A 13,783-nucleotide genomic window follows, 5' to 3' on the forward strand; every position below is an offset into this window, starting at 1 on the left:
AGCTGAAGAATCTGCAGAAAAGGTGTCTGAAGTAGAAGAGTCTATATGAACAGTGCCTGGACTTAATGAATCTGCATAAACCGCATCTGAAGCTGAAGAATCTGCAGAAAAAGTGTCTGGACTTGAAGAGTCCCTTGAAACATCATTCGTATTTGTAGAGTCAATAAATATATGATCATCATCTACACTAATGCTTGAAGTGGATGATAAACTATCAGAATATTCACAAAGACCAATATCCTAAGTCACATCCGTTGCTGCAACAGATGAAATAATCATAAAACTAATAAGAAATAGCCGTATAAAAAATAAAAATTTCCTCATAAACTTCCCCTCATTTTTATATCATTTTTGATATTTGTATTAAAAATTATTTATCTATTAATATTTCAATACTTATATATATTTATATTTAAATAATTTTCAAAAATATTAAAAATTTTTTTACAATGTTAAATTTCAATATAAAATTTTTTATGGAATCTAAAAAAAATTAGAAAAAAATTACATATTCCTTTTGGTTTTTAATAATTTTTAGGCTTTGTTGAAATCCTATAAATTTATATAAAAATTTTTAAAAATTACTGTTAAAAAGATTTAAAATAAAATTTTAAAAAAGGTTTTCAACAGACCCCCTTTTTAAAATAAGATCATGGATTAAGGAAATAATTAATGTTTAAAAAATAGTTAAATTAAAAATGAAAGAATGTTAGCATATTGACAAACTAAAATAAATAAAGCAAAATAGACTATGCTTTTAAAAAATAGAATAATTAAAAAAATAGAAAAAGAAAAAAGTTTTCAAAAACTTTTTTTTAATATTCATCTATACAGAGAATCTTAAAATGAAACAGAAGATTCCTAAAATTACAGTAATAGCAATAACTATTTCTGGAGCTATTTTTGGACCTACACTTTCGTCGTCAAAGTATCTTACTAAACCTGCCCCACTCATAGGCATGCTGATTTTATCGTTTTTCTTAGCCATAATATCACATTAGAATAATTGAATTAATAAAATTTTTTTTAAATTAATAAATTATAATATTAGTATAATTTTTATAAGTATTATTTATTTCTATCATTTCTTATATTAAAACTTTTAGTTTTTAATATGAAAATTTTGACATATAATTTATAAAAAAGAAAAAGTCAAAAATGATAATTTAAAATTTGTGAATTTTTTTCGATAATATTAATTAACTATATTAACATAATAGTTATATACAAATTAATTGAACAAAAAAAATATTTACAAAGCCATTTCAAATAAAGATGGCAATTTAAAAAAATCTAAAAAAGGGATTAAATGAAAAGAAATATCGAATTTATACAAGAAAATCCATTAAAGGCATTTATTATTTTGGGACTTCCAATTATTCTATTATTGATTTTCAATGAATCCTATACTATTTTAGACACTTATTTTTTAGCAAAGCTAGGTAATTCAGTCATTATTGCCATAAGCTACATTTCACAGCTTGTATATTTCCTCAATCGTACAGGCAAAGGTGTTGGGCGAGGGGTCTCGTCAATGATTGCACGGTTAATAGGTGCTAAGGATTATGAAAACATAAACAATATAGCCTTGCATGGAGTTCTTTTGATTTTAATATTAACCGTCACAATCCAAATGGGATTCTTTTTTGGATCAGACTTCCTGTTTAAAACCATACTTGGAATTTCAGAATATGGACTTATAAAAAAGTATCTGATGGTTTTAATAGGCTTCATATTTTTATTCTTCCTTTCCGAATATCTTGCTGAAATATTGAATGGGGAAGGAAACACAAGATTATCCACAGCAGTCATGTCTTTAGGAGTTGTCTTGAATATTGTTTTAGACTACCTATTTATTTTTGTCTTAAATCTGAATATCCTGGGTGCAATTTTGGCAACATCCTGTGCATATCTGATTACCAGTTCAATATTCCTATACATATACGCAATTAGAAAATCACAGATTGTGGAATTCAGATTAGGTGATTTTAAATTCAAATTTTCAATCATTAAAGAAATTTTGGTTAATGCAATCCCAATAATGCTTGACAGCCTGATTGTGACTTTAGTCGGATTGATGGTGGTTACCGCAATGAAAAACTACCAGCAATGAACTGCAATTGTAGCTTATACCTTGATTATTAGGATTCAGCTATTCCTGTTCACTCCATCTCAAGGTTTCTCAAGGTCATGCAATATTGTTGTAGGGTATTTATTTGGTGCTAAAAGATTTGAAATGGTTAAAAAACAACTTAACAGAGCCATTTTATTTTCATTTCTAATAAATGGAATAATGGCAGTGATTTTGCTATTTTTCTCAAAACAGATCATTGGATTCTTTACAACTGAATATGTTGTTTTGGAACAGGTGCGAAACATAATTTTCTTGGTGATATATGAATTAGCAGTTTATTCAATCATTTATAACTGCAATCAATCTTTGGTTGCTATTGGACAAAGTACATATTCTTTCCTATCAGTGCTTTTAAAGTTAAGCTCATTGGCAGCTTTGATTTTTATCATATGCGGAGTCTTAGGTTTAGGAAGACATAATGGAGTTTTCCTTTCTTTAGTGCTTGCCGATTCAATCCAATCCGTCTTTTCATATTGCATTTTTAGATGGCATGTTTCAAAAGCGGAAAACAAGGAAATAGAAGAGAATATGAATCCTGATGAAATGGTTTATTTGACAAATGTTTAAAAATCTATAAACTGTTCAATACATCATTGTAAAAAGTTAAAAAAATAAGAATGGAATAAATAATCTGATTTTAAAAAAAAATAAGTAAATGGGTGGTTTATACCTCCCACTAATTTTAAATATATTCTAATTTTCTATCCAAGGAATCCTCCGAAGAATAAGGCTAAAATTGCAGCAACTGAAAATGTAATTAACCAAATAGGAAGGCTCCAAGCCATTACTTTAGATCCATCCAATGGAGGTATTGGCAATAGGTTAAATGCAGCTAAGAAGAAATTGATTCTTGTACCGAGCATACAGATTAGGTAAACAATTGCTCCGGTATCGGTATAAACAAAATCTCCAAGAGATATTAATATTAAGAAAAATATAAAACCTAATGCAATATTTACAAGCGGCCCTGCAATAGAAATCAATCCATTTGTTTTCTCTTCCATGCCATTGCGGTAAATAACAACTGCTCCAGGAGCTGCAAATATGAATCCGAAAAAGGAACTGACCAATGCAATAAGCAATCCAGTAGGCCATAATTCATATTCTGCATAATATCCATAATGCATAGCAACGAATTTATGTCCTAATTCGTGGAAAATAAATCCTGCTCCTACTCCAATCATAACCACTGGGAAAATAAGGGTTACATGGCTATAATCACCATGAGAGTAAAGAATAGTAAATCCTAAAGCAATTACTATAAAGGATATTATTAAATCTCTAATTTCTTTACCTGTAAATTTAAACATAACTTAAATTATATTTTAAACTTTTATATAGTTTATGATTATATTATTAAAAATTAATATTATCTATAAAATTATCATTGAAATTTTTCTAAAAAAAAATTAAAAATAAACTAAAATAACTTAAACAATGAAAAAATCAGTTAAAAAAAAAAAAAAACTAAAAATAGCTAAAAGAATGAAAAATTATTCTAAAAAATTAAATCATTTCATTTGGCCATTCTTTTAATATAGCCCTAAATAGTACTAAATTGGATACAATAGCTAAAACAATAACTGAAGCAATCACAATCACATTCCCTTGAATAAAATGTTCAATGCCCCAGATTGCAAGCAAAAATGAAATGAAATTATTCAGAAAGTGAGCAAATATCGGCACTAAAATGTTCCTTGATTTAATATAAAGGATTGATACGCAAATACCAAATAAAATAGCTCCTAAAATTCCTCCAAAGTTATGGCAAATACCAAATAAAACAGAGGAGATTAAAATAGCCAATGTTAGATTGTCCAGTTCCTTGTTAAATCTTCTTAAAAATAGTCCTCTAAATAGAATCTCTTCTATAATTGGAGACAAAATAACTATTGTCAAGAGATAAAGAATCAATATTTCTATGCTTAAAGAGCTGAAATCTCCAAAAAGAGGAGAATTGAACTGAATAAAGAATAATCTACTTAAATATTCCAAAATAAAGTAAATAGCTGAAACAAAAAAGATATTCGCTATGAAAATAAAGGAAATTTGAGAAAGGTCAGCCACTTTAAATAGCGAATCAACATCATTTCTTAAAGCATTTCTAAAGGAATTAGATGAATGATCATTTAAATCAATTTTCATAAATTTATAAACAAAACAGAAGCATTATCCCATATAAAATGAATTTAAATAATAAACTTCCTAAATTAAAGTTAAAAAGCATTGGAATTAATGTTAGAAGTAACAAAATCAATAAAAAGAATGATAACACTTTTATTATTGATAATTTATCTAAATAATCATTTAATCTAATCATATAACCCCTTTTTAAACTTCTTATTAATTTATATTATATAATTTTATTTTATTAAACTATTGGGTAAATATGATAATAATGATTATTGGAAATTTAGAGACTGTAAAAAAATCTGGGCTTAAAGTATAAATAATAAATTAAAAATTAGTTTAAGCCTATAACCTTTTTTATCATCAATAAAATTAAAAAAAAAGTTTAATCCGAAGGAATGAACATATTTAATAAAATTAAAAAAAAAGTCCTAAAAAACCTATTTTATAAATTAAAAATTAAATAAATCTAAATTAAAAAAAGTCCTAAAAAAACCTATTTTATAAATTAAAAATTAAATAAATCTAAATTAAAAAAAGTCCTAAAAAAACCCAGTTTATAGATTAAAAAAAAAATAAATCTAAATTAAAAAAAAAAAGAAAAATAAGTTGATTTATTCAACTTATTTAATCTTTTATTGCAATGGAGCCTTTACATACAATTGCTTTATTGTCTTCTCTAGTACTGTATTGAACATTGGATTTAACTAAAGTCAAGTCTCCACCAGTATAAATTGTTCCTGCATTAGGAGCATTGTTATTTTCGAATGTTGTGTTTTGGACTTTTAAGTTATTTTTAATCCATACTGCACCACCATCATCATTAGCATGATTATTATAAAGAGTACAGTTGTTTAATTCAGCTTGGAAACCTTCAACATCAACAGCACCACTACAGTCACCAGCACTATTGCCTTCAAATAAGGTATCCTTAGCGATTAAATTACCTTTAATCCATACTGCACCACCATCATCGTCAGCATAGTTATTTCTAAAAGCACAACCATAAAATTCAGCGTTGGAACCTTCAACATCAACAGCTCCACTGCAGTCATCAGCTTTATTTCCATCAAATATGCTATCCTTAGCGATTAAATTACCTTTAATCCATAATGCTCCACCATCTTCTTCTGCATGGTTATTTCTAAAGGTACAGTTATTTAATTCAGCGTTGGAACCTTCAACATCAACAGCTCCACTGCAGTCCTCAGCAGAGTTGTTTTCAAATATGGTATTTTCAGCGATTAAATTACCATCAGTGTATACTGCTCCTCCGTAGTTTTCAACATGGTTTTTGAAGAATGTAGAGTTGTATATATGTAAAGCCCCTACGGAATAAACTGCACCACCATAACTTTCTGCCCAACAGTTTTCAAAGCTACAGTTGATTAAAGTACAAACTCCAGTACTTTTAAAGAAGATTGCACCTCCCTTATCATCATCCTTGTTGTATCCATTAGTGAATCTGATGTTTCTAAAGGTAACTGATCCATCAGTAACTTTGAAATAAGGGTCATGCTTGCTGCTTCCAGCTAAGTCAATTGTATGACCATGACCATCTATGGTCATGCTTTTATCAATATTGATTATTAGCTTATCAACGATAGTTGAATAATCAGAATACAAGTCTAAAATTGAATCTTTCCCAGTATTCGCAATTAACTGTGGAAGCTTATGTTAGGTGCGCTAGAGTCATTTATCTTCAAACTGCCTTTACATATAATTGGTTTTTTATCTTCAGAAACAGAAAAAAGGATAGGGTTGTTAATTAAAATCAAGTCTCCTTTAACATAAAGTGTTCCCCCTGCCTTAGCAGCAGTGTTATCTTTAAATGTTGTATTTTTAACTATGAGATTATTTTTGGCCCATACTACTCCACCTTGGTCTTCTGCACGATTATTTTCAAAAATACAGCCATATATCGCTGCATCAGAGCCTTCAACTTCGATAGCCCCAGCACAATCCTTAGCAATGTTGTGATGGAATAGTGAGTTATTAACGGTTAGCTTATTGTCAGCCCATATTGCTCCACCATCATTTTCTGCACGGTTATTTCTAAAAGTACAACCATCAAATTTAGCATTTGAACCTTCAACATCAACAGCACCACTGCAGTCACCAGCACTATTGCATTCAAATATGGTATTATTAGCGATTAAATCGCCTTTAATCCATAATGCTCCACCATCATCTTTTGCACGGTTATTTTTAAGAGTACAGCTATTTAATTCAGCGTTGGAACCTTCAACATCAACAGCTCCACTGCAGTCCTTAGCAGAGTTGTTTTCAAATATGGTATTTTCAGCGATTAAATTACCCTCAGCGTATACTGCTCCTCCGTCGTTTTCAACATGGTTGTTGAAGAATGTAGAGTTGTATATATGTAAATTCCCAACGGAATAAACTGCACCACCATAACTTTCTGCCCAACATTTTTCAAAGCTACAGTTGATTAAAATACAAGATAAAGTACTTTTAAAGAAGATTGCACCTCCCTTATCATCATCCTTGTTGTATCCATTGATGAATCTGATGTTTTTAAAGGTAACTGATCCATCGGTAACTTTGAAATAATGATCATGACTGCTGCTTCCAGCCAAATCAATTGTATGACCATGACCATCTATGGTCATGCTTTTAGTAATATTGATTATCAACTTTTCGCTGACAGTATCAAAATCGTGACTTAAATCAAGGGTTGACCCGTTAGGTGCATCATTGATGAGTCCTTGAAGGGTATTTAAATTAGTCTCATTGATTTGTGAGCCATTGCCATTAATTTCATTTTCAGATTGATTTATAACTAGACTGCCATTAACATCCTTTGTTGATTGATTGGCATTTAAGTCATCAACAGCAATATTTTCATTGCTGTCGCATTCATTTACCTGATTAATATCAGTGTCTATTAGTTTTATTTTTTCAGAATTACTGTCTAGAGGGCTTATATCGTTATGTTGAAGTGTAGTGCCATTATTATCACTTGCACTAACAGAACTTAACTTAATAGAAAAAGCCCTAATATTATAGAAACAATAATTATATTTCGATTCATATTTCTTCCTCATTTTTTTATATCATCTCCTCTCGATATTTAAATTATTAGTTAGAAGCCTTTTATATACTTATTTGCATGTAAGCACTTGCTTACATACCCACTCCTATCCTGCAAATGACAAATATTTTTATGAATGACCGATAAAAATAAACCAAAACAAAAGAATATGATGACAAATATAAATAAAGCAAATACAGCTTCTTAAGAATCAAAACAACTTCATTAAACATGCTGCAAAATATTCTAGAATTTTTTTAATTAAAGGTGAAATTTTACTTTATTTATTTCATTTTTAGCCCTTACACACTCAAAAATTTTTTTAGCTATAAATAAATCTTTAAATTAAAAATAAACATATTATACCCTAGTTAAATTTATATTTTAGTTTAAAGATACTGTTAAATGAAAAAGTTAAACTTTTTGATGTTATTTTATAACTAAAAGGAAATCAGATTATTTAAAAAAGTTAAACTTTTTGATGTTATTTTATAACTAAAAGGAAATCAGATTATGACAGACAATTACCTCCCAGAAGTGTTTGAAATCAATTATAAGCATGAATTCAATGGAACAAAATCAATCAAATTGATAAATAATACTCTTTTAGTAAATGATCCAAATCCTGAATTGATTGATATAGGCCGGGTAAGGGAAGAAAAATGGATTGAATTTTGGGAAAATATTGAAAAAATAGGCATTTGGGACCTTGAAGAAGAATATATGGGCTGTACATTGGAAGGAGGATTTACTTGGAGTGTAAAAATCATTTACGATTCAAGGGAACTCAATAGCTATGGTGCCAATATAGAGCCTAAAATAGTTATTGGAGATAAAATATTTTCTGTTTTAGAAGAGTTGTATAAATCAATTGAAGAACTAATAAGTTAAAAAAATAAGAAAAAGAGAAAAGAATTAAAAATAAATGAAATAATTTTAATACTGATTCTATTTAAAAGAAGCAGTTTCTGCCATGGATTTCAATAAATCCAAATTGTTTCCAGCAAGGATAATCACTTGATTGTTATCAGGACTTTCCATGCAGAGAGCGTAATCTGAATTTTCAATGCTTGAAATCATATCTCCATTGATTGATATATTTCCTTCAGTAGCTTCTCCACTGCCATTGTTGTCAGTGCCCTTTACACCATTTGTATCAATGGAAACATTATCACCATTTGCATCTGAAACAAAGAATCCCTTATCAGATAATGAAACAGAAGTGCCGTTATCATCAACTATATTTATTCCATTATCAGCGGAAACCTGTACATCAGCATCTGAAGTGGAAACATTGACATCTGAATCAGAGGAGAAAATTCCATTTACAGTGTCCATAAACCATTTAAATCATTTCCAATATCCCAATTGAAGAAACCTCCATTGTTGGAATTTTTAGTGTCCACTACAAAATACTTATCGTTTTCTTCAACGATAGGACCATCCTTTTTCAAATCAGTAAGGACATCTGGAATAACTGTTGAATTTGAAGAGGAATCTTTCATATACATGATTGTATTTACATCTTTAGCATTGTTTCCATGGTTTGAAAAAATATCCATGCCCATAGAAAAATCCCCTATATTAAAGTTAGTTGTTGCTTCTTCTGCAAAATCACTTCCTGAAGGAATGTCTATTGCAAAATTTGTATTGTTGAAATCACTTTTTACTAAACTGTCTGCTGCACTTACAGTTGTAGCTACTGCAAATACGCCAAAAATCATAAGTGCAATAATGCATAATGAAGAGAAACGCTTAATAAATTTTGAATTATTTTTCAAGATCATCACCTTTTATTTTTTTTATTATCTATAATATCAATTAAAATGAATAAAAAATTAGAAAAAGAATAAAAATATCCTTAATCTAATTTTCGAGGTCAAACTATTTTCTTTAAAAAACTTTTAAATATGATTTTTTATCTTTCAAAGTCAGAATTTAAATATAATTTATAATTCAGCAGCACTTTCGAATTCAGCTTTAGGAGCTTCTGCTTCAACACCTTTAGCTTCCCTATAAATTGATCCATAAATTCTTGCAATTACAATGCTTATATAAGGACTAAGGAATAGGGACTGTAAAATTATGCTGACTATAGCCATTACTATTGCAGAGCTTAATATCATGCTTAATAGTACAGTGATACCGCCAAATATGAATTCAAGGAATACTGAAAGAACCATGATAACAATAATTGTGAACAATAGGATTCCAATGTATCTTCCCCATCCAATGTTTTTGATGAGGGCTAAGATTTCCTTAAACTCAAATGCAGCCTTAAAATTATCTTTTGCAATCATATGGCCTAATGCCATTACTTCCATTAAGCTCATGAAGATTCCAAATATAAGTGCAATGAGGAGTATGATTCCGCCAATTGCATTTACAGAAGGTCCGACAGCCTGATTAATAGCCAACATCAATCCAAGGAAGAATAGAATCATAGGCAAGATGGAATAAGCCAATCCAACTATAAACATCTTAAGACCATTAACAAATAATCCTTTAATGTCATTAAAGCCTGGAAGTTCATATTTGTGGTCTATGCCATATTGGATCACTTTATAAATGTATCCTACACAGAATATCATCACTATAAATGTCAAAATCCATGAAATCACAATCAAAGCCATATTGCTTGGAGGAATCGCACCCATAAGTGCTTGATAAGTTTCTAAAGGAGCACGACTTTCAATAACCATTAAGCTATCATAAATAAAATAATTCATAAACAAGGAAATAATGCTTGATATAAGGAATATTACACCAAAAGTCAAAACCTTTTTCCCATCATTGAAAGGATACTTTAATCCTTCTTTTACAACATCAGTAATACTAGCCACAAAATCACCTTTTTTAATAAAATATTAACTTATAATTTTAATCATAAAAAACTTAAATTTTCATACCCAATTAACCCATTTAATGAAGTGAATATAATAATCCAGTAGTTCTTGATTGGTAAATCAATGTATAAGGACCTACAATTAATAACATTACAAAGTAGCTTAAAATGAATCCTGCAGCAAATATTCCTCCTGCTGCCATATTAAATCCTAAGATTCCTGTAATGATTCCAAAGAATCCAAATACAAACCAAATTAATAGGAATACAATAAGGCAAATTGCACCTGTGATTATGAGCATTCCAAGGAAAGCACCTACGGTTCTTGCAACTCCTATTGACTTAATGATTTCAATTATTTCATTAATGTCAAATGCCTTAGAGAATGAGTCTCCATAGTTTGCCATATTCGCTACACCAAACATGCTCATGATGTAGGCAGCGATTGTGAGCACAACAGTTATCAGTATTCCTATAGCCATCAATACGCTTTCACCATATCCTCCAACTGCATTAGCTCCAACAGCAAACAGGAAGAATATTATGAATGGTATCAATATATATGCTACATATGTTATTACAACCTTTATCCCATCAACAAACATGTCAATCACATTGTCAAATTCTGGCAATGGATCATTTCCGTTTATCATACCTTCTACAGAGACTTTTGTAACTCTGTAGGAATAACCGTAAACCAAGAATAATGGAAGCACAAGGAAAGTTAAAAAGTATGTTACTCCCAATATCAATAAAGTCTTTAAGTCTTTAGCAGAATATTCGAAAGAATCTTTATAAATATCCAAAATCATTTTTCATCATCCCCTAAACTAATTAAAGTTCATCATCACTAAATTTAAAAATATCTTCTATACTTAAATAAGAATCCGTATCTTCGCCATAAGTAGCCTCATTCAAGATCATTGTTATTTTATATGATAAAAGTAAAGAAGGATTATACCGTCCGTTTTCTAAGGCATTGATTGTTTGACGAGTCACACCTGCAGATTCAGCTAAATCCTGTTGGCTCATCTTAATTTCCTGCCTTAAATATCTTATAATTGTTTTCATATAATCACTTAAGCCCTATTTTATCAAAGAATGGAAATGTTATAAATACATTCCATATGTAATAAATAAATTCCAAATGTAAGAAATGTTATAAATACATTCCATATGTAATAAATAAATTCCAAATGTAAAATTTATTTTACATTCCCATATGTAAAAATTATATTACATCCTATATAAATGTTTCTATGATTTTTGTTAATTAATCATCATTTAAAAAAGCATTTGAAATTAAGCATTGATAAAAATAAATAAAAAAAATTAATTAAATTAGATAAAGATTAATTTAAATTACTTAAATGAAAAAATAAATTATTAAAATAATTAAAATAAAAAATAAAGGAATATTGATAAAAAATTAAAATAATTAAAAAATGAAAAAATAAGGAGTTCATGGACAAAAATAATTAAAAATAGAAAAAATAGAAAAAATAAGAAGTTTCTTGAAAAAATAAAAAAATTAAATCCGTTTTTTCATAAAAGTGAAATTTCAACTGTAAAAAAATAAAATTTGAAATAAGCATTAAAATTTACAGCCACAAAAAATAAAAATAATTAAAAAATGAAAAAATAAGAAAAATTATAAAAAAGAAGAAGTTAATTTAAGGTCAAGCCGTTAACTTCTTAACATTCCTGTAAATATATAGAATGATTAAAACACCTGAAATGACTGAAACGAGTAAAGTAATCGGCGCCATAGGCATTTGGAATAGGTATAAGTCTAAATTGCTTGTTTCCAAAAACACTGCAACAAGATTGTTTAAGAAATGGATTGACATGGACATGAGAATATTGTCAGTCTTCAAATAAATAACGCACATACACATTCCAAAAAGGAATGCACTTATGATTCCGCCGAATTCATGACCAATAGCAAAAATTGCAGAACTTATAATCATAGCAGCAATTATTCCAATCCTTATTTTCAATCTGTTAAACAATATTCCTCTAAATATCAGCTCTTCAATAATAGGTGCAAATATGATTGAAGACAGCACTTCCACGAAAAAGGTATATGGGTCATAAGAATTTGGAGTCATACCCATAATAGGAACATAATCTGGGTATAAAGAGCCATAGAATATATCCAGGTTTGAGAATATGGCCACAATTATAAATGCAAACAGAAGATTTATCAGGAATATGTAAATGATTTCTTTCCTATTGTCTTCTTCACGTATCTTTGAAAAATTCTCACTTAATCCAGTAGTACCCCTTAAAGCCCATATGAAGAAAAGGACAATGAAAATCGCAAAGGGCAACACCACTACATTATCATCTTTCCCTATAGGAAATATTGCTGCTATAATCACTGCAATGATAAAGCCAATAATACAGGCTACAAGCAAATCCCTAATTCTAATAGTTCTAAGTCTTACATTAAAGTCAGTACCATTAAAATCCATTTTATGCACCTGACATCAAAATGAAAATCTTATGAATAATCTTCATTCTTTTTTTAAAATACTTTAAAATTAAAATATTTCTGAATATTCTAAACATATCTTTTAAACGATTATTTATATTTACCTAAATACTATTATAAAAAATTTACCCTAATCCATCAACTAAAAAAAATTATATTCCACAGTCTAAACGACCAAAAAAAGGATTTTAAGTTAATGATTATACTTTCGGGCATAATAAATAATGTATGTTGGAACAAAAACGACTGAAAACAAACATAAAAATCCAAATATGTCTGAAAATGGATAATAATTTATAATAGACATTAAAGGAGTGTAATCATTAATGTAAACCATTAGGTTTTCCTAAAAAATGAACTGCAATGTTCATTAATATATTATCGTATCTCATGAAAAATACGCACATCAGCATACCAAATGTGGTTGCAGTTAAAACATGCAAAAATGGAGCTCCACCATAAAAATGAAGGGAACCGAATATGGCTGAAGATATGAGTATAGCCCATGGCGCTCCCATTCTGATTTTCAATCTATTGAATAATACACCTCTAAACATCAATTCCTCCGCAATAGGAGCAATGAATACTGCTGCTATAAATCCAAGGAATAAGCTGATTGGATCTCCAAGCCCAGGTCCTGCTGCCATGAGAAAACTGGAATAGTCAATATGAAAGCCAAGTCCTAAAGCGGAACAAAATCCCATTAAAATCCCACAAAAAAGAAAATCCACTATAGCAAGCCCTACTATTTTAAAAATGCTTGAAAATTCAAAGACCTGATCCAAATCCCTTGAAAATCCTCGAGTTCCACTACAAGCTATGACAAAAAAGAGCATTATCAATACATCAAAGATTATTGAAAAGAACTCCTCATTTCGAAAACCAATAAAATTATAGATGTATCCAGATAAGAAAATAGCTATAATAATGGCTATTGCTGCTTCCAAAAGAGTGATTGTTCTCAATCTTACATTAAAATCCTTTACCTTAAAATCCATACACATCCCCAAAAATTTTTTTAATAAAAATTGAGAGGGTGTCACAAATTTAAAAAAAAAAAAAATCAAATCCATGACCCCAAATTTTTTTTAATTTTTTCCAAAATCCCAAAAAAAAAAATCT

General features: G+C 29.0%; 16 protein-coding genes. 3 read left to right on the forward strand and 13 right to left on the reverse strand.

The genetic code is table 11. The features are described 5' to 3' along the window. Window positions 1–826: 826 nt before the first annotated feature. The gene (locus QZV12_RS08565; protein WP_295620280.1) at window positions 827–988 is read right to left on the reverse strand and encodes a preprotein translocase subunit Sec61beta; all 162 of its coding nucleotides are present in this window, start codon (window positions 986–988) and stop codon (window positions 827–829) included. Window positions 989–1,309: 321 nt separating this feature from the next. On the opposite strand from QZV12_RS08565, the gene QZV12_RS08570 reads away from it, so the two are divergent. Together QZV12_RS08570 and QZV12_RS08575 are read left to right on the forward strand one after the other, a co-directional pair. Continuing rightward, a complete protein-coding gene (locus tag QZV12_RS08570; RefSeq protein WP_295620283.1) occupies window positions 1,310–2,113 on the forward strand; it encodes an MATE family efflux transporter in 804 nt (267 codons plus the stop codon). Between the two features lie 21 nt (window positions 2,114–2,134). Beyond that, entirely contained in the window at window positions 2,135–2,701 is a 567-nt protein-coding gene (locus QZV12_RS08575) for an MATE family efflux transporter (protein WP_295620286.1), read from the forward strand. A gap of 134 nt (window positions 2,702–2,835) precedes the next feature. Here QZV12_RS08575 and QZV12_RS08580 read toward each other — a convergent pair whose 3' ends face one another. The 4 genes from QZV12_RS08580 to QZV12_RS08595 all read right to left on the reverse strand — a co-directional run bounded on the left by QZV12_RS08580 (window position 2,836) and on the right by QZV12_RS08595 (window position 7,332). Beyond that, on the reverse strand, window positions 2,836–3,444 hold the full coding sequence (locus tag QZV12_RS08580) for a site-2 protease family protein (RefSeq protein ID WP_295620289.1): 609 nt from the start codon (window positions 3,442–3,444) through the stop codon (window positions 2,836–2,838). 196 nt (window positions 3,445–3,640) lie between these two features. Further along, window positions 3,641–4,279 carry a CPBP family intramembrane glutamic endopeptidase gene (locus QZV12_RS08585; RefSeq protein ID WP_295620292.1) on the reverse strand — a complete coding sequence of 213 codons (639 nt, stop codon included), beginning with the start codon at window positions 4,277–4,279 and terminating at the stop codon, window positions 3,641–3,643. A gap of 612 nt (window positions 4,280–4,891) precedes the next feature. Beyond that, complete coding sequence (locus tag QZV12_RS08590; protein WP_295620295.1) at window positions 4,892–5,890, reverse strand: hypothetical protein; 999 nt, start codon at window positions 5,888–5,890, stop codon at window positions 4,892–4,894. A gap of 32 nt (window positions 5,891–5,922) precedes the next feature. Next, window positions 5,923–7,332: a hypothetical protein gene (locus QZV12_RS08595; RefSeq protein ID WP_295620299.1), complete on the reverse strand. Its 1,410-nt coding sequence runs from the start codon at window positions 7,330–7,332 to the stop codon at window positions 5,923–5,925. 500 nt (window positions 7,333–7,832) lie between these two features. Between QZV12_RS08595 and QZV12_RS08600 the strand changes: the two genes are divergently transcribed. Then, entirely contained in the window at window positions 7,833–8,210 is a 378-nt protein-coding gene (locus QZV12_RS08600; protein ID WP_295620303.1) for a hypothetical protein, read from the forward strand. Window positions 8,211–8,267: 57 nt separating this feature from the next. Here the strand turns inward: QZV12_RS08600 and QZV12_RS08605 are convergent, their stop codons facing one another. The 8 genes from QZV12_RS08605 to QZV12_RS08640 form a co-directional block, all read right to left on the reverse strand. Next, window positions 8,268–8,657 carry a hypothetical protein gene (locus QZV12_RS08605; RefSeq protein WP_295620306.1) on the reverse strand — a complete coding sequence of 130 codons (390 nt, stop codon included), beginning with the start codon at window positions 8,655–8,657 and terminating at the stop codon, window positions 8,268–8,270. Next, the gene (locus tag QZV12_RS08610) at window positions 8,645–9,100 is read right to left on the reverse strand and encodes a hypothetical protein (RefSeq protein ID WP_295620310.1); all 456 of its coding nucleotides are present in this window, start codon (window positions 9,098–9,100) and stop codon (window positions 8,645–8,647) included. Before QZV12_RS08610 ends, QZV12_RS08605 begins: the two co-directional genes overlap by 13 nt. 168 nt (window positions 9,101–9,268) lie before the next feature. Beyond that, window positions 9,269–10,162 carry a DUF4013 domain-containing protein gene (locus tag QZV12_RS08615; RefSeq protein WP_295620312.1) on the reverse strand — a complete coding sequence of 298 codons (894 nt, stop codon included), beginning with the start codon at window positions 10,160–10,162 and terminating at the stop codon, window positions 9,269–9,271. A 79-nt stretch (window positions 10,163–10,241) separates the two neighbouring features. Further along, the gene (locus tag QZV12_RS08620; protein WP_295620314.1) at window positions 10,242–10,976 is read right to left on the reverse strand and encodes a DUF4013 domain-containing protein; all 735 of its coding nucleotides are present in this window, start codon (window positions 10,974–10,976) and stop codon (window positions 10,242–10,244) included. A 22-nt stretch (window positions 10,977–10,998) separates the two neighbouring features. Continuing rightward, window positions 10,999–11,235 carry a helix-turn-helix transcriptional regulator gene (locus QZV12_RS08625; RefSeq protein WP_295620317.1) on the reverse strand — a complete coding sequence of 79 codons (237 nt, stop codon included), beginning with the start codon at window positions 11,233–11,235 and terminating at the stop codon, window positions 10,999–11,001. A gap of 608 nt (window positions 11,236–11,843) precedes the next feature. After that, window positions 11,844–12,641, reverse strand: a complete 798-nt coding sequence (locus tag QZV12_RS08630) for a CPBP family intramembrane glutamic endopeptidase (protein ID WP_295620321.1) — start codon at window positions 12,639–12,641, stop codon at window positions 11,844–11,846. Window positions 12,642–12,854: 213 nt separating this feature from the next. Next, window positions 12,855–12,998 carry a hypothetical protein gene (locus QZV12_RS08635; RefSeq protein ID WP_295620324.1) on the reverse strand — a complete coding sequence of 48 codons (144 nt, stop codon included), beginning with the start codon at window positions 12,996–12,998 and terminating at the stop codon, window positions 12,855–12,857. Continuing rightward, window positions 12,985–13,659: a CPBP family intramembrane glutamic endopeptidase gene (locus tag QZV12_RS08640; RefSeq protein WP_295620328.1), complete on the reverse strand. Its 675-nt coding sequence runs from the start codon at window positions 13,657–13,659 to the stop codon at window positions 12,985–12,987. Before QZV12_RS08640 ends, QZV12_RS08635 begins: the two co-directional genes overlap by 14 nt. Window positions 13,660–13,783: the final 124 nt, after the last annotated feature.

The sequence above is a fragment of the uncultured Methanobrevibacter sp. genome (assembly GCF_902769175.1).
GTDB lineage: Archaea > Methanobacteriota > Methanobacteria > Methanobacteriales > Methanobacteriaceae > Methanobrevibacter.

What these genes read in the sequence shown, in the direction of transcription:
- QZV12_RS08570 (WP_295620283.1), top strand. Translation starts at nt 1,310, where the DNA reads ATGAAAAGAAATATCGAATTTATACAAGAAAATCCATTAAAGGCATTT.
- QZV12_RS08640 (WP_295620328.1), bottom strand. Translation starts at nt 13,659, where the DNA reads ATGGATTTTAAGGTAAAGGATTTTAATGTAAGATTGAGAACAATCACT.
- QZV12_RS08635 (WP_295620324.1), bottom strand. Translation starts at nt 12,998, where the DNA reads ATGGTTTACATTAATGATTACACTCCTTTAATGTCTATTATAAATTAT.
- QZV12_RS08565 (WP_295620280.1), bottom strand. Translation starts at nt 988, where the DNA reads ATGGCTAAGAAAAACGATAAAATCAGCATGCCTATGAGTGGGGCAGGT.
- QZV12_RS08595 (WP_295620299.1), bottom strand. Translation starts at nt 7,332, where the DNA reads ATGAGGAAGAAATATGAATCGAAATATAATTATTGTTTCTATAATATT.
- QZV12_RS08620 (WP_295620314.1), bottom strand. Translation starts at nt 10,976, where the DNA reads ATGATTTTGGATATTTATAAAGATTCTTTCGAATATTCTGCTAAAGAC.
- QZV12_RS08600 (WP_295620303.1), top strand. Translation starts at nt 7,833, where the DNA reads ATGACAGACAATTACCTCCCAGAAGTGTTTGAAATCAATTATAAGCAT.
- QZV12_RS08585 (WP_295620292.1), bottom strand. Translation starts at nt 4,279, where the DNA reads ATGAAAATTGATTTAAATGATCATTCATCTAATTCCTTTAGAAATGCT.
- QZV12_RS08625 (WP_295620317.1), bottom strand. Translation starts at nt 11,235, where the DNA reads ATGAAAACAATTATAAGATATTTAAGGCAGGAAATTAAGATGAGCCAA.
- QZV12_RS08630 (WP_295620321.1), bottom strand. Translation starts at nt 12,641, where the DNA reads ATGGATTTTAATGGTACTGACTTTAATGTAAGACTTAGAACTATTAGA.
- QZV12_RS08605 (WP_295620306.1), bottom strand. Translation starts at nt 8,657, where the DNA reads ATGGACACTGTAAATGGAATTTTCTCCTCTGATTCAGATGTCAATGTT.
- QZV12_RS08580 (WP_295620289.1), bottom strand. Translation starts at nt 3,444, where the DNA reads ATGTTTAAATTTACAGGTAAAGAAATTAGAGATTTAATAATATCCTTT.